The organism is Dyadobacter flavalbus (assembly GCF_006149045.1).
GTDB lineage: Bacteria > Bacteroidota > Bacteroidia > Cytophagales > Spirosomataceae > Dyadobacter > Dyadobacter flavalbus.
Genome location: NZ_VBSN01000049.1, coordinates 423,370 through 444,588, shown reverse-complemented (window position 1 = coordinate 444,588; position 21,219 = coordinate 423,370). Strand labels below are relative to the sequence as shown.

Sequence of the window (21,219 nt, the reverse complement as noted above, 5' to 3'; positions counted from 1 at the left end):
AAGTGCATCAGCAAGGACAGGACAGGAATAGCCAAATGGCTTGATGATGTAGTCAAAAGGGTGTTTAAATTAACGCTCTGTCCCCGGAATGCAGACTGAATTTTTAAAAAGATTCAATAGAATAAAATTAGATTCTTAGCGGGGGAAGTGCCCCGTGTACGTCCGTATATCTCAAAGCTCTCATCGGTGTATTTTGCTGAAACAGCAATTACAATGGCCTTTCCAGGTTTTTTCAGAGCATTATTAAACTTTTAAGATTCATAAAACTCAACTTATATCAATTTTCATCCTGACAAATGTCATGTTTTAGGTGTAGGTGCCTGTATAATTTTGCGGTTCAACTCAAATCTAATATTTACTATGATCGGGACCAATCCTGATTGTTGTAAATGATTACTGGAAAACAACAATTTAACAATGCTAGCACCTGTACAAGCCTTTGATTTCAGAGCAGAGACTTCCACGCTTAACAACAACCTTTCTTTTTCAAGAGAAAGTGAAGCCTCTTACTACGGCTCGGACGGATACCTGCACTTTGCCAAACCGGGAAGAAACTGGTTATCGCAGAGCCAGAACCTGGCCGTTAGTCCGTGGGTTCAGGTGTTGGCCTTTGTGTCAACCGTCAGCAATATTCCGGCTCCGGATGGTTCGGACACAACCTGCAAGGTTTCTGAAGAATATACGCCCGGCGAACACAGGCTTTCCCGAAGCATTCAGGTTCCGCAAGGTCAGCCGGTTACTATCAGCCTGTACCTCAAAGAAGGAACACGCAGCAAAGTACAGATCAGTTTCAGCGAATCAGCTTCTTTTACAGGAGGCAATCCTACTATACAATTTGATCTTGCCGCCGGAACAGTGATGGCTGCAAGTTCCAACGTGATCCGTTATCAGGCGGTAAGCAGCGGTAACGGCTGGTGGAGAGTTCAGCTGACTGCCATTCCGGATCTGGGTTCCACAACCGGTTTTCATATTTACATGCTCAATGAGAACGGTAGTATCAGCTATGAAGGGAGTGTAGATCATTATATGTACGCGTGGGGCGCTCAGGTGGAACCAGGTATGGATATGACTGCCTATACGCCGACTGCTGAAGATGCTTACCTGGGTTTGCGTTATAATTACAGGCTTTCGGATGCCGCGCCTGTACTGGCTGGTGCATTGATTGAACCGGAAAGCACCAATCTGGTGCCGTATTCTCAAAAGCTGGAAGGAACTCCATGGCGCAAGCAGGCAGCCAGCACACCGCTTGCTACCGTAAAATCTCCGGACGGCGTGACATTTGGTTATAAGATCAAGGAAAGCACCGCCAGTTCAGCACACTATATTGTACCCAATCCTGTCATTGCTACCGAAGCAGGAAATGTTTATACGATCAGTGCATTTTTCAAAGCGGCCGAACGCACATGGGTCTATTTCAATGTAAGTGGGCTCACAATTCATTACGATGTATTAAACGGAATTCTTGGAAACAAGAGTAGTATTTTCATCGATGCTGCCATTGAAAATGCTGGGAACGGCTGGTACCGCTGTGCGGCCACTTTCATTGCATCTTCATCCAATACATCCACGGTAATCGGTTGTGAAATCAGCAATGGCAAGCAATCCTATGCAGGCGACGGCACAAGCGGCGTGCTGATTTGGGGTATTCAGCTGGAAAAAGCGGCGGCCATGACCAGCTATATCCGCACCAACGCCACCGCAGCGACGCGGAATGCAGATATCGTCATTTTGAACAGGCCATCCGCCAGCGCTGCATCGGATATTTTTACACAAAGAATCAATGGCGGAAACTGGATCAAACAAACCAGTGCCAATTACCAGATTGAACAATCTGAAAACGAAATCCAGATCATCAATTTCTATGATTCCGATGTGATCAGTACGGAGCATGAAGATATAGCCGTGGAATTGTTCCCTGAAAACTTCGTTTCTGTTGGCAGTTCGGGCACCATGCTCAGCATGTTTGACAAAACGTTTATGATACAGACGCCAAACAAGCAATGGTCTCTGCAAAAAGCAATCAACAAATCATCTCCGCTTTACCGTGCACAGGTAAATGCCGGTGAAGTCTGGTCGGGCGATTATACCAACAAGTACCGCGAGCGTTCCGAATTTTACATGAAAAACGCGCAGATGCCTTATGATCAGGATGTGTGGCTTTCGTTTGCCATCAAGATCGAGCCGGGTGAAGCGCTGAACCTGGATCCTTCCGATTTCTGTTACCTCGGCCAGTTCCATGCCAGCGAAGACGAAGGCGACATCAGTTCACCGCCCGTTCTGGGCTTCCGGCTGGAAGGTCTGGATACGATCAAAGCCTACACTTGTTCTACTACCATTACGCCGCATACAATAAGCCCGAAAGCTTTTCTGAGGGCAAGCGGCCAGTTTACCCGCGGAATATGGCACAAAAACGTCATGCGAATCCGCTTTTCTCCGACCGACGGGCAGTTTCAATGGTGGAAAGACGGCGTGGAACTGGTGAATATTTCCGGAATCGGAATCGGCTATCCGGATGCCGTCGGCCCTTACTGGAAGTTCGGCATCTATCGTTCCCCCATGCCGCAGACGGTTGCGGTAGAATACGCAAACATGGAAGTACAATACAATACTTCGCTCGAATCCAGAATAACAGATCCTTTACTGATTGTATAACCATCTTATATCAGCAATAAAATGGCCATCAAACGCAGAAACTTTATCCAGGCGGTTTCATTGGGATTGGGTACAATCGTGACCGGATTCAAAATGCCTGAAAACCAGCAACAGCTTGCCGGTTCCTATACAAGATCATTGACTATTGAAATGCCCTGCAAGAACGGCAGCTACGAATTTCATGTGGATGGTATCAAACAGGTTGTAAACCTTGTCAATAAAAAGGGAAAGCTTAAAACGCCGTCACATTCCTGTGAAATCAGGTATATGGCCGAAGACGGTTTTACGCCTTTGACCGTTCACATCGATCAGGATGCATCCGGACTGCACTTGCTGCCCGGTTCACAAGGCAGCTTTATGCAGCAGCCCTTGGCGTAGTATCCGTTTTATTACTCAAATGTCAATTTCTAAACTGACAAAGGTCATATTACAGGTTCAGGTGCTTACCTAATTTTGGTAATCTGTTTAACCCGGATGATTATAGTAATCAAGGTAAATACCCGTTACTGCACATTATCCTATTCATGATCCAAATATGCCAACACCTGCACAAACCTTCGATTTCAGGCAAGAGCCATCCGCATTCAATAGCAGTATTTTATTTTCAAGAGAAAGTGAAGCATCGTATTACGGCGCTGATGGCTATTTGCACTTTGCCCAATCCGGCATAAACTGGCTGGCACAAAGTCAGAACTGCGCCAATAATCCCTGGATTAATGTACGGGTTACACCTTCCGTAACGAGTGAAGTGATGGCAGCCGACGGAACGTCTACGGCAAACAGGATATCGGAAACTTCCACAAAGGGAGAACACAGGATTTCACGGAACCTGAATGTTCCGCTTGGGCAGCCGGTTACCGTCAGCGTTTACCTGAAAGCCGGCACACGCAGCCGGGTTCAGTTCAGCTTTTCCAATGCCACTACTTATACAGGCGGCAATCCGACCATAAAATTCAATCTTGCCACCGGCACTTTTATTTCCAAAAGCTCTAACCTGGTTAGCTGTAAGGCAGTAGACAGTGGAAACGGCTGGTGGAGACTTCAGATTACGGCAATGCCCGATCTTGGCATTGCATCCGGTTTTCATATTTATATACTTAATGACAGTAACAATACCAGTTATCTGGGAAGCCCGGACAAATACATTTATGCATGGGGAGCTCAAATGGAGCCCGGAAGTACAATGACCGCTTATACGCCTACGCTGAATGCGGCTTATATAGGTTTAAGATATAATTACAGTCTTGCAGGATCTGCTCCTGAGTTAATGGGCGCTTTGATAGAACCGGAAGCAACGAACCTGGTCCCTTTTTCGCAGCAGCTGGATGAAGCCGGATGGCGCAAGCAGTATGCAACGATTGTCGCGACGGGTATCAAATCACCGGATGGCATAACCAATGGATTCAAGATCAGGGAAAGCAGCAATACTTCCTCTCATTACATTGTCCCGAACCCAACGATTGCAACAGACCTGGGGAACACCTATACCTTAAGTGCATTCTTTAAAGCAGCTGAACGCAAATGGGCTTATTTCAACGTGAATGGCCTGACGATCCACTTTGATCTTTCCACAGGAATCATCGGTAACAAAAGCAGCGTCTTCATTAATTCAGCCATTGAACGGGCCGGGAACGGATGGCTGAGATGTTCTGCTACTTTTATTGCCACAAAGTCGGCAACTTCGACAGTTATCGGGCCTGAAATAAGCAACGGCCAGCAATCTTATGCCGGAAATGGATCAAGCGGAATTCTGGTATGGGGCGTACAACTCGAAAAAAGTGAGGTGGCCACCAGTTATATCCGGACCGGCGCAGGTGCTGCTACACGCAAGGCGGACATCGTCAAACTCGCCAGACCAAGTACCGAGGGTACATTCGATGTTTTCATACAAAGGAAAAATGGCGGTGACTGGGCAAAACAGACAGTTGCTGACTATGAAGTGGTACCTTCTGAAAACGAGATCCAGCTGATCAGTTTTTATGATACAAATGAAATAAGCAATGCTCATGAAGAAACAGCACTGACGCTGTTTCCGGAAGAGTTTGTTTCGGTAGGAGCCAGCGGAACCATGCTGACCATGTTCGACAAACTCTATAATACCCAAACGCCTAACAAGCAATGGTCTCTTCAGAAAGCAATCAACAAGACTTCACCGGTGTACCGCGTAGAAGTAAATGCAAAAGAAGTCTGGACAGGCGATTATACCAATCAGTACAGGGAGCGTTCAGAGTTTTATCTGAAAAATTACCAGATGCCTTACGACAGAGATGTCTGGCTTTCGTTTGCCATCAAAATTGAACCCGGCGCGCCGCTGACCCTGGAACCATCCGAATTCTGCTACATTGGTCAGTTCCATGCCAGTGAAGACCCGGGCGACATCAGCTCGCCGCCTGTACTCGGGCTGAGGCTGGATGGCCTTGACACTGCAAACGTCTATACCTGTGCGACAACGGAGAACCCACATACAAAAAGCCCGAAGTCCGTATTGAGAGGGACCACGCAGTTTACGCGCGGAATCTGGCATAAAAATGTCATGCGTATCCGCTTCTCTCCGACAAAAGGGCAGCTGCAATGGTGGAAGGACGGAAAGGAACTCGTCAACATTGCCAACATCGGGCTGGGCTATCCGGATGCAACCGGTCCTTACTGGAAGTTTGGTGTTTACAGGTCGCCTATGCCCGAGAAAGTAGTCATTCAATATGCAAACATGGAAGTACAGCATAGTTCGTCGCTGCAATCCCGTATTGCAAACCCATTGTTAATTGTGTAAAACCGGCCTGTATGTAATGCCAAATTTGGCAGCGGTATCTTTCTTGCTTCATAATCTGGATATCAAAACGGATCCGCCTTTCTCATAATGGGGAATTCTGCTTACTTGCATTGTCCAGTCGGACTTTATAAATATTGTGCCTGAGTGGATGTAATCTATTGAATATCAACATAAATTTTAATGATTAAAAAAATATTTGTATAGTATTTGTTAATGATGTATGCATTGTAAAAAGTAAAAACATCGTTTTTGCTTTTTACAATGCATATTTTATGGGTTCTCATTCCTTACGATAACGGATAATATCTTCAGACTTTTCCCAAGGGTAACCGGCATTCGGTGCCTGGATCGGATGGTGCAATTTCAGCCCGAAAAATCCCTGCAACTGGAATGATAGTTATGCAGTTGCAGGGTATAAACCTTGTCCTATGCAACCAGCTGACAACCCTAACGAAGAAGAAAAGCTACTTGCTGAAAAACATCAGCTAAGAAGCGATGCCCTGCTTGAAAAGCACAAAGCGGAAGTCTTGGCAAGTGAGCTCAATAACGAAAGTGAAGATTTTAAATCCAAAATGCTTTTGCGGCATGCATGCGAATTGAGTCACTTGTCACAGCAATTTTTTAATCAGTGGATTGATCTTACGGAGCAGGAAAAGAAACCGGATTGATGCATCTTGATATCTTTATACAGTTGTTTTTCAGAATGCTGTCAATAACGAAATGCTCAGGAATATGGAGTTTCTGAGATTGACAGAATTCATTTTGGCAATCTGTCTTTTCGTTTACAATTCCAATCTCTCTTAATGCCGGAGTGATGAACAGCTGATCATCCTCATCTTCACCAAAGAATAAGGCCTGAACGTGGCATAAAGTAAAATCAGACACTTTGCTGCGCCTTGGTGAATAGATTAGAAAAAAGTGAAGATAGGACCTCCAGTAACGTGAAAGATTAAAACCCTTATGCCATCAGGTAAGAACCTATCTGGACAGCCATAAAGTTGGCTTCACTGATACTGGGTTCAGTTTCTTTATCTTCCTGGTACACCGGATCGGATGTAATAAGATACTCATGGCCGTTATGCCGAAAGTACGCTCCCGCCTGAAGGTTCTTGTAACAATAAGCCGTAAACTCGTATACATTCCTGAGATTACTTGATTTGCTGTAAAGTTTTATATCAATCATTCTATATTATAAAGTGGATTATTTAGCTAAAATAGTAATAAATTTTTTACATCTCATGTAGTACTGCTTAAAAAAGTGCAAATCCGGATTTTACAACAATTTATCCGGGATTAATCTTTTAGGAGCGGTGGCATCTCGGCTTTTTGTTTTTGTGCAGACTGGCCGGCGGCACGCCCCGGGTTATTTTCCGAACTTGCCAGATCAACCGTAAATGCCATAGTCACATCCTTAGACAGCACTCGGAAGGCATTTGAGATGATTACCGCCGTGAAGCCGCTGCTTTCTTCACCCCAAGGTATATTGCCGCTACCCCTGTAAAGCAGGACTTTACGTCAATAAACAGCAGGGCCCTTTGTGAGTTGCCGGTTCAGCGGTAAATTGATAAGGATTTACTCAACGTGATTTAAGGGGCATGTCCAGACAGGCTGCCCTTTAACCGGAATGCTGCCATAAAAAAGATTGAACTGCCATGAGGGATTTTGCAAACTTTGACAAAGAAGAAAGTTATTTTCAGCCTACCCGGACCCACTTAGATGTGCATGTCAAACTAAGGAAAACCACTCCGGAGCTGGCAGCATCGCAAAACTGGACTTACAGGCTGAAGATTTTCTGCTCAGTTCCGGTACTGTTATTCAGCCCGGAAAACGGCGGCTGCAATACACTGATACACCTGAATCATGTGCTTTTAACTCATTTGAATGCTACTTGCTGGCTTAAAGCCGAAAAGCTGACCTTTATGCTCTTTATCTCCGATGCTTCCATCAGGAAGGAAGTCGTATGTGTAAAGGCCATACAGCTTTCAGTTCAGGATTCAGCACGGGTCAGAAAAGCTTGTAAAAGTCAAAACGGACTGTCTTACCATCAGGTAGAAAGCCTGGTTGACATCATTTACCAGCTGAACATAACCGAAATCTGGCCACCGGAAATGGATGCCAGATAGCAGGTACCTTCCCACACCCTAAAACATACAGTATTTAAGAATGCTGTCAACAGAATCTTCTTGAATCTGGGTCATTAATACTGGCTGCGCCCGGCCAGGCATTTTTGTGAGCTATTCATGCAGGGATAACCTGGTCTACAAAGCTACACTGTACAACTGGCGCCGGAAATACATCATCATGAGAGCATCTGAGCTGGCCGAATTGGCTCTTGATCACAGATCCGCAAAAGTGGTCAGCGAAAAAGGTCCGCCGCACGGTATGGACTTTGTCGGTGATGCTCTTCCCTCCGGCAGACGTGTGCGAACATTAGTTGTCATGGATTTACTGGCAGAGAAGCATTCGCAGCACATGCGGATTATTTGATTCCTGTCAGTAAAGTCATACAAGTATTGCAGCAGCTGGAATGCGAACAAGGGTTGCTGCTATCCGTCTAAAAAGCATACACATACAAGTTTATATATTGATTGTTACAGCGAATACTTGTTGTTTTTTTGTTACCGTTAACTAAATATTTTCAAAATTATAATTTGAAAAGAGGGGTCAGGTAATACATTAAGTATATTTGAAGACGTAAATAGATTGTAACATAAGTAATTTAACGGAGTAAACAGGAGCATTCATTACCTGTAAAATAATAAATTACTACCAATAATATCAATTAACTTAATAGGTCTGCATTCAAATTGATTTATTATTTCTAAGCTTATTAGCTGATTTAAATATAATAACAAAACATTTTTACAATTCAGCAGATGCACTTGTGCTGCATTTTTCATGACTTGTTGGCTAAGGATAGTTGTAGCGCGGGTGAAGTAGGATTCATGCTCAGATGCGCAGCAGAAGAGAAAAACCGTAAAGATCTTTATCGGATCTATATTTCTGATCTGATAATTAACAATATGTGAGCAGAAACATTTTTTACTTCTAAGGGTATTCATAAAAGAAATTTAAAAAAGAAAAACAGTGACACATAACATATTGCATTCAGGCAACTGGATGCGATGAAAACCAGTAAAAAATACATTACACAAACGATGGTTCCCACAGCGAAAAACAAACGGTGCAAGATCAATATAATGGCTTATGTACAGTTACAGGTATACTTTGTAAAATTGAAAATAGGACAGACGGGCGTAGAAATAGGTAGCATCATATAATAAAAGAGTTTTACGTATAACAGGTACCGTTATAAGAACTATTCTATTGCAATGATGAGGTTTTTGAACCAACAATTGGATGTTTCATCCTTTATTGACATTGAAATATCTAATATCAGTATTCCAGTATGATCAGGAAACCTTTGATTTGAAACTAAGTTGACATGAATAAATATCCTTTCTTCATACGCTTAGGAAATTTAGGATTCAACTGTTTCTACAATCAGAAAAAATTATATAAGATGAAAAATGGAAGATATTATACAATAAGAAAATCAATGCTCTTCGAAAAAGATTAGAAGAGCAAGGAAACTATTTAATAATCTGAAATAGTGCAATTGCCTGGAAGTTGTCATTTTGAATTTTATACATATTAACACTTTGAGAAATGCTTTTTAATTCCATCTCTTTTGTTTTTTTCTTTCTAATAGTCACTTCTTTATATTTCCTGTTACCGCATAAATACCGATGGTTTTTACTGCTGGTTGCAAGTTGTATATTTTATATGGCGTTTGTGCCGATTTATATACTTATTCTCGGCTTCACAATTGTAATTGACTATTACGCCGGTATTTATATTGAAAACGCCATTGGGGCCAGGCGAAAGCTTTTGTTAACCGTCAGTCTTGTAGCCAACATTGGTATTCTTGCTGTATTCAAATACTACAATTTCATTTCAGAGAATTTAACAAATTTGTTACAGGCACTGGGATTGGATATTTCTGTACCTCTTTTAACAATTCTGCTGCCGATTGGTCTTTCTTTTCACACATTCCAGGCAATGAGTTACACCATAGAAGTGTACAGAGGCAATCAGAAAGCAGTAAAAGAGTTTGGCATTTATTCGTTGTATGTAATGTTTTATCCTCAACTCGTTGCCGGGCCAATTGAAAGACCACAGAACTTATTGTATCAGTTTTATGAAAAACACAATTTCGATTATTTCCGCGTCAAAGAAGGTCTGAAAAGGATGTTATGGGGGTTGTTTAAAAAGCTGGTTGTTGCTGACAGGCTTTCATTATATGTCGACGCCGTTTATAATAATATTGGGCATCATTCTTCCAGTACTTTAATTGTTGCTACCATATTTTTCGCCATTCAAATCTATTGTGACTTCTCCGGTTATGCTGATATCGCATTAGGCTCGGCACAGGTAATGGGATTTACCTTGATGGAAAATTTCAAACGGCCGTATTTTTCTAAAACCATCTCGGAATTCTGGTCCCGCTGGCACATATCCCTGTCAACATGGTTTAAAGATTATTTATATATTTCACTTGGCGGCAACCGGGTTTCGGTGCCCAGATGGTACCTGAATCTGTTCATTGTTTTTGTTGTAAGTGGTTTATGGCATGGGGCCAATTGGACCTATATTATATGGGGAGCGCTTAATGGAATATACTTAGTCGCAGCAATTATCCTGGCGAAACCCAAAGCTGCGTTTAACAACTGGATTGGAATTACAGGTTTTCCAAGAATATATCTTTTTGTCCAAATCGTCACCACATTTATCCTTATATGCTTTACATGGATTTTCTTCAGGGCGAACAGTATAAGCGATGCCTTTAAGATTATTGGCAGAATAAGCCGGTTCGAAGGAAGCTTGTATAAGAATGAAACCATGTTTTATGGACTGATGGCCATTGGAATTCTCTTCATTTCAGAATTTGTTCCGGAATATTTCCCTCAATATAAGCTTGCCCTCAGGAGTGAAAATGCGGCAATAAGGATCGGCTCTTACGCACTTATTATTTTGCTGATACTCTCCATTGGCGTATTCGACGGAGGCCAGTTCATTTACTTTCAGTTTTAAAAATTAACATTAAAATTCTTTCCGGAATTCTTAAAGCATCTTTAATTTTTGGTTAAATAATATGGAAACGGGTAAACAGAAAAAAGCGTTCAAGCAGTTTTTGATAAAACTAACTTTGTTTGGCTTGATAATATTTCTCTTAGACTATGCGGTTGGAACGGGTCTTAAAACATTATATTTTAAAGCAAAAGAGGGTAAATTCTATGATCAGACCTATGCATTTGAATCGACAAAAGCAGACCTGCTGATTATCGGTTCTTCGAAAGCAACCCATCATTATGTCAGCCAGAAAATAGAGGATAGTTTACAAATATCTACTTATAACGCAGGCGGAGAAGGGGCGCACTTTTTACATCAATGTGCCCTTATGAAAAGTATCTTCAAAAGATATCATCCAAAAGTTATTATCTGGGATTATTACAGCGGCCTGAAAAATGATCCGGTTACATATTTTCAATTAAGTGCCATCTTGCCTCATTATGAAGATCACGATGAAATAAGGCCGATTGTAAATTTAAGAAGCCCTTTTGAAAAATATAAAATGTTATCAAAAATCTATCCCTATAATTCCACTATTATTTACAGTTTTAACAGGGTAATGAATTTTTACAAAAATCCTCACAAAGGCAAAACGGTCAAGGGATTTATTCCGCTTCGTAAAACATGGGAGCACAAAATAGTGAAGTACCGCCGCAAGGAATTAAGTCCTTTGGATTCCAATTGCATAGCTGAATACAAATCAATTATACAGTATTGCAAGAGTAATAATATTGAGCTTTATATGGTAAACTCTCCATTGTACCGGTATTTTATTAACAAGCCCAATTACGACATTGTTGCCCGGGAAATTGCGGACAAAGAAAATGTTCCATTTCTGGATTATTCAGAGGATACTACCTTTATTAATAACAATGAATATTTTAGTGATCCGATTCATTTAAATGTAAAGGGGGCAAGGGTTTTTACGAATAAATTAATATCAGAAATCAAAAAGAGGCAGACGGTCGCCACTTTACCGGAAGATAAAAATTATAGTGTCTACAATTAAATTAACCATCCGACAAACAGACTTAATCAACCAGCTATGGCCCTGATATAGCTTTACACAAAAGCAAAAAGTATGAACATAAAAGGGAAGAAATTGACGGTCAGAAGTCGAAAGCCATACGAACGTTTAAGTGAGAGAAAAAAAAGAAAGATTGTCTATCAAGTAAATTCAGAGTTAATTGGTCAGAGAACATGTGCATGAAAATACAGTTTATGTGTAAATACATTCTGCATGGATAACTGATTTTTCTTCATTTGCTACAAAGCCACAGGAGGTAACCGCAGAAGCTATCAATATAAGACTGAAAGCTCAAAGACGCGGATTTTAACCAAACAATGGCAGAACTTAACAAAGCAGCTATATTGCCGGTCACCGCTTTTTACCAGGGTGCCATTACATCGGCCAGCTTGGGCAAGGCCAGACGACAAGAATGCAAGGTTTTACCATCATCCGGAAATGAGAATGCTATTGTTTTAGCATCCGTTTTCTCTTATTGCCGTTGCGATAAAGTTGTCAATAGATTTTCCAGGAAGTTCAAGGTCATTGTAAATCCTCCCTGAAAGCCCATTTCAATCATTTTCTCCATGCGTTCAAGGGATTCATTATAAATAGTAATACGGACTCTTGTTGTTCCGTTTTGTTCACTAAAATTCAAATCCCACTCAGAACCGGGTAACTGCGGGTTTTCATCTTTGTCTGCAAAAGCGCTGAAAAACTTGAAATTGGTTTCTGGACTGATGGAAGTATATTTCTGAATAGACCAATGCTCTTGACCTTCGGGGCTTGCCATTGCATAAAATCTCCGTCCGCCGACTTTGAAGTCCATAAACTTTGTTCTTGATTCCCAGGGTTTGGGAGCCCACCACTGGTCAAGTAGTTCTTGTTTTGTAAATGCATCCCAGACCAGAGATTGCCCTGCGTTGAATTCTCTGTTTATGATTACGGAATTGGTGGATTTGTCAACCGTGAAGTCAAATTGTAAATTGCTCATCTTTTTACTTTTTTATGGTTGTTAACAAGTTGTCTAATTGATTAAACCGGCTTTCCCAGATCTTTTTGAATTGTTCTAGCCATTTTTCAATTTCTTTCATTTTTTCAATTTCAAGAGAGTAGTAAATTTCTCTGCCCTGCGGTTCCTGTTTTACAAGTTCGCATTCGGTAAGTATGCGTAAATGTTTTGAAATGGCTTGCCGTGTGGTGTCAAAATGTTCAGCAATGGCGTTTGGTGTCATTGCCTGCAATGCAATTAAGACGATTATGGCTCGTCTTGTCGGATCTGCAATAGCCTGAAAAATGTCTCTTCTCATATCTGAATTTTAATATCATGAAACCGGTTGGTTGCAAATATATATGCAACCAACCGGTTTCCAAAGTTTATTTTTAATTTTTTTGTCACAATGTTCAAAGGTCGGTCAGGATTGTCCGTTTGGCAGGTCGTCCTATCATGGATGCCAACCTGTAGATTGACGCGCTTCTATTCATCAGCATGCCGCAGCATATGCAAATTGATTACATGGGTGTTTCAAGCAGAACGTACGGTTCTCTTACGGAAAACAGAAAGGTCAGCTCTCCAAATGCCGTGATGACTAACGTTTTACTGCGAGTTTTATATTTGACGGGTGTAAACCGAATAGAATTGCAGGGAAGGATGTTTACAAAACAAACGTTTCAAACCTTGCAAAAACTTATCCGGATTATTACAATGATGTTGTTAATACACGGGGAAGGATGGTTATTTACTTTGTTATTTTACTATTTTTTTTGGCTGCATACCGCTATGAAATGGTCAAGCTTTCTAAGTTGTATGCGAAAGTTGTAATTACTTTCTTTCCGATAAAATCAGCACAAAATGGTTAAAGGTTTCTTTACTGATACTCCACACCGGAGTGGGAATGTCACCCCATACTTTGGGATTGTCTGCCAGATTGAAGTAATTGATTCCATATATTTCCCTGTGGCTGTTAATAACAGCGGCAGCATCTTCAAGCCATTTTTTTTGAAATTCCTCAGGCCCCGTTACTCCGAATTCCGTTATAAAAACCGGTTTGTCCGTAAAGCGCATTCTATGATATTTCCTCTTGTAGATGGTACCAAACTGCTCCTGCTGGTTGGGATCGGTAATATTTTTGTCCGGCAATCCGTAAATTGCCATACTCACATAATCGACCACATCATCACCAGGCCACCATTCCATGGAACCACGGTCACCTGCAGGTCCCCAGACCTTTTTGATGTTTTCAGCCTTTGTTTTATTGAAATTCATAAAATAGCGGAAAGCTTTGATGTAAGAAACCGGGTCCTGGCTCTGCCACGGATAGCGGTGAATCGGAATTTCCATTTCGTGTGCAAACCTCAGATAAACGGTTTGTTTCACATTTGAAATGATGCGGTACAATTCTCTGAACTGATTGTCATAAACGCCCTGAATCGTATTGGACAACACGGTGGATTCATCATACCTTTCGTCTTTCCATGGTTCAAAGGTGATAATTACGTCATGGTTGCGGGCTATAACTTCATTAAATAACTTTTCGAATGTGCCGTCCCTGAAATTGTCCAGGTCTATAAACAGGTGCTCCACACTGACGGAAGGGGACAAGGCCAGCAATAGTTTAGGGTCATAAACACCAATTAGCGGCATGCGGGCTGTTTCAGGATTGTATGGGCGGATGTTATTTTCAGTATTTATAAAGGAATAAATTGTTGAATCCTCTTCTTTTATCCCACGGATAGAAGCTGCCAGCTTGCTTGTCAGAAGCAGATCGGCGACGGCGCCGGGTGCTTCCAGGACAAGTACCGGTTTATGCATGAACCTCATACGAAGTATTTTCCGCCTGATAACTTTCGTCATATCTTTCTCAGGCGGATAAGCGGAAGTAAGCCCTTCTGATTTAGTGTTTAAGGTAATGCTTATCAGGTCCACAACATCCCTGCCCGGCCAGTATTCATCGGCTCCCGGATAGCCGGCCGTTCCCCATACTATTTTAATTTCAGGGGATATGGAGCGGCAGAGTGCGGTAAAGTGACGAAAAGCCCTGATGTATGTTTCAGAAGACTGGTACTGCCAGGGATACAAAGTTACCGGTACTTCCATTTCCGGGTTCCACCTTACATAAAAAACATTGTTTTTCGAACTTATAGCACTGCACAATGCTTTGATTTTGGAATCGTAATCTCCGTCAATACAATTTTCCAGAATATTGTCCCCGGCAGAGGGCAGCGTTTCGATTGTCAGCAATACCGGATACTTGGGGTTTAAATCCCGCAACAGACTTTGAAAATCGTTCTGATGAGTGCCTTTATCGAGTTTTACAGCAATAAACTGTAAGGAATCAAAACCGGGATGACTGGTTTCCTGTCCCCGGTCGTATACCCCAATAACATGTTCATTCCATTTGTATCCGTTTTCTGTTTCGACATGCGCATTGTTAACCAAAGGTCTTAGTTTATATATGCCAATCAGGATAACGGCAGCACCGGTCAGGAAAGCAGCCAGATAAAATATTTTGCTATTTTTCATTAAGTGATTACTGATTAATAAAGTTGGAGTTCTCCATTGCGGCTAAAAAAGTTACCCCGAATCCTTTTGACATTTTCTCCGCATTGTTTCAGCAAATTCAGATCGGCCATTCCGCCCGCACGCTTCAAATAAAACGGATTGTTGTTTTTATAAAGAATGTACTTCCCGTTCCAATTTCTGATTTGAATCCGGCGCCTGTTTTTCGTTGTATCCGGATCCTGAACTGCAGAATAGAATGATGACACTATGCAAATTGATAAACAACATTTTTAGTATTCAAATGCTATATACTATTTTGTACTAAGCTATAAAATAAATTCTAAAATATGTATAAGTTAATTTTATTGTTAATAAGATTTATTTGTAGCTCACTTAGATTGTACCTTGTGCCTTCCTCTGACAACAGTACAGGCCATTGCCGTATCAAGTAATCCGGATTTTATATGCACATTCTGTCCGGTTTTCAGTGACACCTGCAACGTGGAGCCAGCAAGATCAAAAAAGCAAAAAGCATAATGGAATAGAAAAGAAAAAGTTGGCGCAGTGTAAAAAGCCAATCTCAACTACTGGCTTCTTATGGTTTGGTAATTTTATGTAGATGCGGAATCTTGATTACTGGACTAAATGAATATTATTTAAAACTTTCGGATTAAATTACTATATTCAAATCAAGCTGAACCTTAAATCTTAAGTGTATGCAAATGAAAAAGCTTTATATTTTTACTTACCTCATTTCACTGTTTATATCCGGCTGTAAATCGGATGATAAAGTACCTGTCATTGATCAACGTGATAGTAGCGTAGGTACGTATGTTTGTGATGTCAAGGTGGAAAACTATACAACAAATACACTATTGAGATCTTATGTTGATACAATCATGATTACAAAATCAGGCAGAAAGGAAGTACAGCTTTCCAGTGCTAAAAAGATCCAGCTTCCGGTTTTAAAGGTTTTGGATCGTGACTCTTATTATGGTCTTTTTACCACTTTATATTTCGAAAAAGGTGAATTGATTATGAGTAGCGGACCTGATTCGGCTTTTTATGAATACAGAGGATACAAAATCAGATGAATTTTTTAGGATTATCCTCTGCCCGCGGAATACAGCTTGCAAAAGTACAAACAGGTAGTATCCGGTTTTCTGTGAAAAACTGGAACAATGGGAATAGCAATTTTTAAATCTTGTTCAGTACCATACGATTTCTGGCTTTACAGTATGCATCCGGCTGTGCAGAAAAGTGGTACCATTTTCTGACTGCATATAATTCACCTCCTGCATGATAAAATGCTGCATCAAACAAGCAGTTAAGTACAAACTGACCCAACAATTTGACTGAACTGCCTGTTTGATTGCCTGGCATATTCGGTGGTTTACGTATTAGTTCATAGCCATGACCGTGCTGTTGCTGCTCCTTAAAACACCTGGTAATGGCGTTGTACAACAAGAGCCCGGCAAGGTGCCGCCAAACCTGGTTTGGAGATCAATTAATAGCCAGTCACATCATACGGTACCATTCCGGGCTGACGGATTTCTAGGCGATCGATAAAGGGTTAGCAACTCTGGAATACAGTGACGATTCGTGTTCCAGCTCCATATTGGCGTATTCTACTGCTGTTGTAAAAGACATGGGGGAGCGGTAAATGCCAAATTTCCAGTAAGGCCCTGATGCATCAGGATAGCCAATCCCAATTCCGGACAAATTAAGCAGCTGCTTGCCATTCTGCCACCATTGAAGTTGCCCGTTTGTAGTAGAGAACCGTATACGTACAACGATCTTTTGCCAGACACCACGGTTAAACCGGGTCGTTCCGCGAACGACCGCCTTCGGGCTTACAGTATGCGGGTTGGATGTGGTGGAACAGGTACAAATGGATATCGTATCATCGTCTGATAGTTTAAAGCCTAAAACAGGTGCAGAACTGATGTCCCGGTCATCTTCGCTCGCGTGGAACTGACCAAGATAACAAAACTCGCCGGAAGCTAGGTTTAATGAACTACCCTCTGCAAGCCTGACGGAAAAGGAAAGCCATACATCCTTGCCAAAGGGCAGATTGTTGTTTTTGGCATAAAATTCGGAGCGTTCCCTGTTTTGGTTGTTTGCATCGCCCGACCACCTGTCACCGGCGTTCAGCTGCATGCGATAGATCGGAGCTCTTGTGTTTGTTGCCTTCTGCAGTGACCAGGATTTGCTTGGGGTTTGTGACATGTATGAATTGGAAAGGATGTCCAGCAGCGTTCCGGTCGGGCCGATGCTGGTATAATCCAGTTTCGGTTCGACAGCAGTAGGTTCATCGTCATCACCACCTGTAGATATTTCCGAGCTATCGTAAAAGTTGACATACTGTACCTCGGTTCCAGAAGGGGCTACCTGGTAGCTTCCGGAAATATCGTTAACCCAAGTCCTTCCGTCTTTCCGCTGAACTAAGACATCACATTCCGAACTGGAAGAAGGTTTGGCAAGTGTTACGATATCAGCGCTGCGGGTTACTGTGCTTCCGTTGGTACGGATGTAAGAGGTCATCTGGCTTCCTTTTTCCAGCTGAGCGCCCCAGATGAGGATACCGCTGCTGCCGTCGCCCCGGTAAGAGGTGGCGCCATTGGAAATCTCGGTGCCTATTTTAACAGAACTTTCCGATGATTTTGCTTTAAAAGTGGCAGAACATCTTACCCAACCATTCCCGGCACTTTTAATGGATGCGGATGTAATGACATCGCTTCGGTTACCTATTACCTTGTTTGCCAGATCAAAATGTACCGTGTGTCCGATGATGTTGAAGTAGGCCCATTTACGTTCGGAGTATTTAAGAAATGCACTAAATGTATAAACGCTGTCCGTAGTCGTTGGCAAGTTGCTCGCCGGGGCAATGTAATGGACAGAACTGTTCGAATTCTCTTTGATCTTGAAAGCGTAGGTTTTTCCATCCGGGGAGCGGCTGCCTGACCGCACTGCCGATGCGTTCTCTTTGCGCCAGAAGGAATTGTCAAATACTTGGGAGTAGCGTACTAAATTAGTTGTAGCAGGTTCTATCAAAGCACCTGTCAGCGACTGGTTGGCAAGGTCATAATTAAATCTAAGTCCCAGGTAAGGAGCTACCGTAGTAGGTGTATATGTAGACAAATTAGTACCTTGTTCAAACTGGGCACCCCATGCGTACAGGAATTTTGAAGTACTGCCCGAGTAGCTGGTATTATTGCTATCATTTAGCATGTATAGATGAAATCCCGATTGTGTGCCCAGGTCCGGAACGCCGCTAAGTTTGAGCCTCCACCAGCCATTTCCACAGTCAATAGCCTGATAACTGGTTACATTCGAGCTTGTAGAAATAAATGTGCCGTTGGAAAGATTGAACTTTACACCCGGATTGCCGCCTTTGAAAGACGATCCGTTTGAAAAACTAAGCTGTACCCGGCTGCAGGTAGCTGCTTTCAGGTAAATACTGACCGTTATGGGTACGTTCCGTGCAACATTCAGCTCTCTGGTAATACGATGTTCACCGGAGGTACTGCTCTCAATGATTTTGTTGCCTGTTTCTGAGCCATCAATGGCCGTTATACTGCCGGGTATCGAGACGGATGTTCCTACCTTGATCCAAGCGCTGTTTGTAGCATTTTCGCTGTAAGTAAGCCAGTTCTGGCCGGGCTGGGCGAAGTGCAGGTATCCGTCCTGTCCAAAAAAGGACGCTTCACTTTTCCGGGTAACGGAAAGGTTGGTGTTCGCAGACTTCGGCATTACTCTGAAGTCAAATACTCTAAGCGGGGAAGATGTTTCTTCAATGATCATAGTTTCCTGAATACATGATTGAACTTGCATAATGCATGCTAGCCGGAATAATAGTAAATCGACTTGTAGATCTTTTGAATAGGCACAAGGTTTTGTTGCGGTATAACCAACCAGGTCAATACTGCAGTTTTCAAATGGATAGACATTATCAAATAACTGATCAATTGCTTTCTGAGAAATTCAGAAAGCAGCCGGATTTTATTGGGTTCCCGTATGATATATCAAAAGAGAAACTCAAACGATCAGATTATTTATGCGAATGTTTAATTCAGATTCTAATTCATAACTTACCGAAGTAAGAACTAGTTTAAATACATTATTCAGAAGCTCCACTAATACTTCATGGATGCTATTGGTAAAAAGATCGTATCATGATCTTTTTGAGAGGAGGAGGAAAATGATTTTGGCAAAACTAACAAAAATTCTGAAAAATGGGAATTTTTATAAATTTATTCCATTTCAAAGGGATGGGTATCGCATGCAGTAAGCGCATTGAAAAAGATGGTCTTAACTTGCCAGACCTGAAATGCTTATAACCATGCTTTCAGAAAGTAGCATTACGTAATTTTTCTGAAACCGGTTGCCATGGTTCATACCGGTAAGCTTAACGAGCCCGACGCAGCTTCCGTAATTCTCTCCCGAACAGGTGACAATGGACGACATTGAAATGCAAAAATCATCATTTACTTTCAATCCAGACAGCCAGCAGGCAGCACAGGATCAGACCAAACCACATCCAGTCCGGAAGCTTGCGATTTACTCCATTTGTTTTTGCAACTGGACCGGGTGCGTTTTCAGCTAGTTTTTCTCTGTAAACATGGTAGGATCTGACAAAGTCCCTGACGAGCGCAGTATGGTAATGTACAGCAGGAACAGACTGATTTTCTACGTATAATTCTGTTTCAAGTGTGTCGTTAAATGCGATCCAGCCGGACTCGGCCGGTTTGAAAATGGCATTTCCGGATTGCGGGTTCAATGCCGAGGAAACCGGAAAGATCGTGTCGGTGCCTATGCCAAGCATCCTGACCGCTTCCGGGAAATTGTTCAGAGCAACTTCCGAACCCAAGCCTTGAAAAACTGGGGCCGTAACTTCAATACCGGATTTTGACAAAGGGCGGATCGGCGCCAAAAGGGTGTTCCAGATCTTCTGATAGGCAAGGGAATCGCCTGACAATTGCAAAGGAAAAGTCTCGTTCAAGAGGCTTACGCCGACAATTCCAGAAGTTTTCTGAACTGCAAAAGGATAACCGGCAACCTGAAAATAACGGTTGGACGGCACAAAACGATACGGTAATGCCGTAAGTCCGGACTGAATCGCAACGAATTCCCCGGAAGAAGATTTTGTCACTTGAAAAGTAGTTCCCAATGCAGCATTGATGGCCGAAACTTCGCTGAGCGGATTAGTGAGATAAAGGAACAGGATACTTTTTCCGTTCAGCAACGACTTCTTGACCAGTGGACTGGCTGCGTTTGCCGCATCCGTAATAATCACATCCGGTTCCTTGCCTTTGTTGATCGTCAGTTTGCTTTTGATGTCTTTGGACAAAGTAGTCGTGTAAATCACGGAATGGCCAGCCTTTCCCAACCAGTTTGCCAATGCCCGGCTTTCAAAATCCGGACTGTCCAGAATAAACTGCACCGTCATTGGTGCTGCGGAACGGGAGAAATAATGCAGCGTATCCGTAACTTTTTCATTGAGCGTTAGTTCAACAACTGTTCTCCCCAAAGTAAAACCTGGAAATTGCAGTCTGAAATGATTGCTTCCGGCATCCAGCGAAACACTATCCAGCGTTTGGCTGCCGTATTTGAGCTTGATAAAATGCTTTTGGGTTGACTCGATCCGCCCGTGCAGAACCTGCATTTCACCATTCCGGACCAGTCCTTTCCACTGCAGATCGTAAGGCAAATCCTTCTGGAAATAAGGAATCCACCGGATCAGACCCGGCGGCTGCTGTGACTGCATGATTTTCGGAAAAAGTGCAGGATCAAAATCCTGGCCGGCCAGAATCAATGTATCGGACATGCTTGCTTCCGGATCATCTGCAACAACATTTCCCGATTCGGATAAACTGTCCAGCAACGAATCGACAACCGCACGAGGCAAATCTTTTCCGGCAATAAAGCCTACCGGAGTTTTCGCTTTCCCAACTACATAAGGCTGAACAACAAACGCGATTACGGCAAGCCACAGGAGCACATTCAATCCGGTCCTTATCCGGAATCTTTGACCCGAAACACTTGACTTTTGACGAAACAATAACCACAACTGCAGCGGAAGCATGGCGGCGGTTAATGCCAGCAAGAGCAGGTTAAGCGGTTCAGACCAGTTAAAATCAAATTCAATCATGCGCA

Annotated in this window: 15 protein-coding genes; 9 read left to right on the top strand and 6 right to left on the bottom strand. The window is 42.4% G+C overall.

Going from position 1 to position 21,219, the window contains the following annotated elements:
- Positions 1 to 417: 417 nt before the first annotated feature.
- The 4 genes from FEM33_RS17605 to FEM33_RS17590 all read left to right on the top strand — a co-directional run bounded on the left by FEM33_RS17605 (position 418) and on the right by FEM33_RS17590 (position 6,090).
- Entirely contained in the window at positions 418 to 2,652 is a 2,235-nt protein-coding gene (locus tag FEM33_RS17605) for a phage head spike fiber domain-containing protein (RefSeq protein WP_139013305.1), read from the top strand.
- A gap of 21 nt (positions 2,653 to 2,673) precedes the next feature.
- Entirely contained in the window at positions 2,674 to 3,030 is a 357-nt protein-coding gene (locus tag FEM33_RS17600) for a hypothetical protein (protein WP_139013304.1), read from the top strand.
- Positions 3,031 to 3,187: 157 nt separating this feature from the next.
- A complete protein-coding gene (locus tag FEM33_RS17595) occupies positions 3,188 to 5,422 on the top strand; it encodes a phage head spike fiber domain-containing protein (RefSeq protein ID WP_139013303.1) in 2,235 nt (744 codons plus the stop codon).
- A gap of 428 nt (positions 5,423 to 5,850) precedes the next feature.
- Positions 5,851 to 6,090: a hypothetical protein gene (locus tag FEM33_RS17590; RefSeq protein WP_139013302.1), complete on the top strand. Its 240-nt coding sequence runs from the start codon at positions 5,851 to 5,853 to the stop codon at positions 6,088 to 6,090.
- Positions 6,091 to 6,380: 290 nt separating this feature from the next.
- On the opposite strand, the gene FEM33_RS17585 is transcribed toward FEM33_RS17590, so the two are convergent.
- Entirely contained in the window at positions 6,381 to 6,605 is a 225-nt protein-coding gene (locus tag FEM33_RS17585; protein ID WP_139013301.1) for a hypothetical protein, read from the bottom strand.
- 469 nt (positions 6,606 to 7,074) lie between these two features.
- Between FEM33_RS17585 and FEM33_RS17580 the strand changes: the two genes are divergently transcribed.
- The 4 genes from FEM33_RS17580 to FEM33_RS17565 all read left to right on the top strand — a co-directional run bounded on the left by FEM33_RS17580 (position 7,075) and on the right by FEM33_RS17565 (position 11,564).
- The gene (locus FEM33_RS17580; protein ID WP_139013300.1) at positions 7,075 to 7,545 is read left to right on the top strand and encodes a hypothetical protein; all 471 of its coding nucleotides are present in this window, start codon (positions 7,075 to 7,077) and stop codon (positions 7,543 to 7,545) included.
- Between the two features lie 178 nt (positions 7,546 to 7,723).
- Entirely contained in the window at positions 7,724 to 7,909 is a 186-nt protein-coding gene (locus tag FEM33_RS17575) for a hypothetical protein (RefSeq protein ID WP_139013299.1), read from the top strand.
- A 1,641-nt stretch (positions 7,910 to 9,550) separates the two neighbouring features.
- Positions 9,551 to 10,516, top strand: a complete 966-nt coding sequence (locus tag FEM33_RS17570) for an MBOAT family O-acyltransferase (RefSeq protein WP_310588829.1) — start codon at positions 9,551 to 9,553, stop codon at positions 10,514 to 10,516.
- A 61-nt stretch (positions 10,517 to 10,577) separates the two neighbouring features.
- Entirely contained in the window at positions 10,578 to 11,564 is a 987-nt protein-coding gene (locus FEM33_RS17565; protein ID WP_139013297.1) for an SGNH/GDSL hydrolase family protein, read from the top strand.
- Between the two features lie 490 nt (positions 11,565 to 12,054).
- On the opposite strand, the gene FEM33_RS17560 is transcribed toward FEM33_RS17565, so the two are convergent.
- From FEM33_RS17560 to FEM33_RS17550, 3 genes are all read right to left on the bottom strand, one after another.
- Positions 12,055 to 12,555: an SRPBCC family protein gene (locus FEM33_RS17560; RefSeq protein WP_139013296.1), complete on the bottom strand. Its 501-nt coding sequence runs from the start codon at positions 12,553 to 12,555 to the stop codon at positions 12,055 to 12,057.
- A gap of 4 nt (positions 12,556 to 12,559) precedes the next feature.
- Complete coding sequence (locus FEM33_RS17555) at positions 12,560 to 12,871, bottom strand: ArsR/SmtB family transcription factor (protein WP_139013295.1); 312 nt, start codon at positions 12,869 to 12,871, stop codon at positions 12,560 to 12,562.
- 512 nt (positions 12,872 to 13,383) lie between these two features.
- Positions 13,384 to 15,084: a glycoside hydrolase family 26 protein gene (locus tag FEM33_RS17550; RefSeq protein ID WP_139013294.1), complete on the bottom strand. Its 1,701-nt coding sequence runs from the start codon at positions 15,082 to 15,084 to the stop codon at positions 13,384 to 13,386.
- A 701-nt stretch (positions 15,085 to 15,785) separates the two neighbouring features.
- Here FEM33_RS17550 and FEM33_RS17545 point away from each other — a divergent pair.
- Entirely contained in the window at positions 15,786 to 16,157 is a 372-nt protein-coding gene (locus FEM33_RS17545) for a hypothetical protein (RefSeq protein ID WP_139013293.1), read from the top strand.
- Positions 16,158 to 16,617: 460 nt separating this feature from the next.
- Here the strand turns inward: FEM33_RS17545 and FEM33_RS17540 are convergent, their stop codons facing one another.
- Positions 16,618 to 18,867 (bottom strand): phage head spike fiber domain-containing protein, encoded by a 2,250-nt coding sequence (locus FEM33_RS17540; protein ID WP_161597178.1) that lies wholly within the window; start codon positions 18,865 to 18,867, stop codon positions 16,618 to 16,620.
- A 679-nt stretch (positions 18,868 to 19,546) separates the two neighbouring features.
- Positions 19,547 to 21,214, bottom strand: coding sequence for a hypothetical protein (locus FEM33_RS17535; protein ID WP_139013291.1), 1,668 nt, complete (start codon positions 21,212 to 21,214; stop codon positions 19,547 to 19,549).
- Positions 21,215 to 21,219 lie beyond the last annotated feature (5 nt).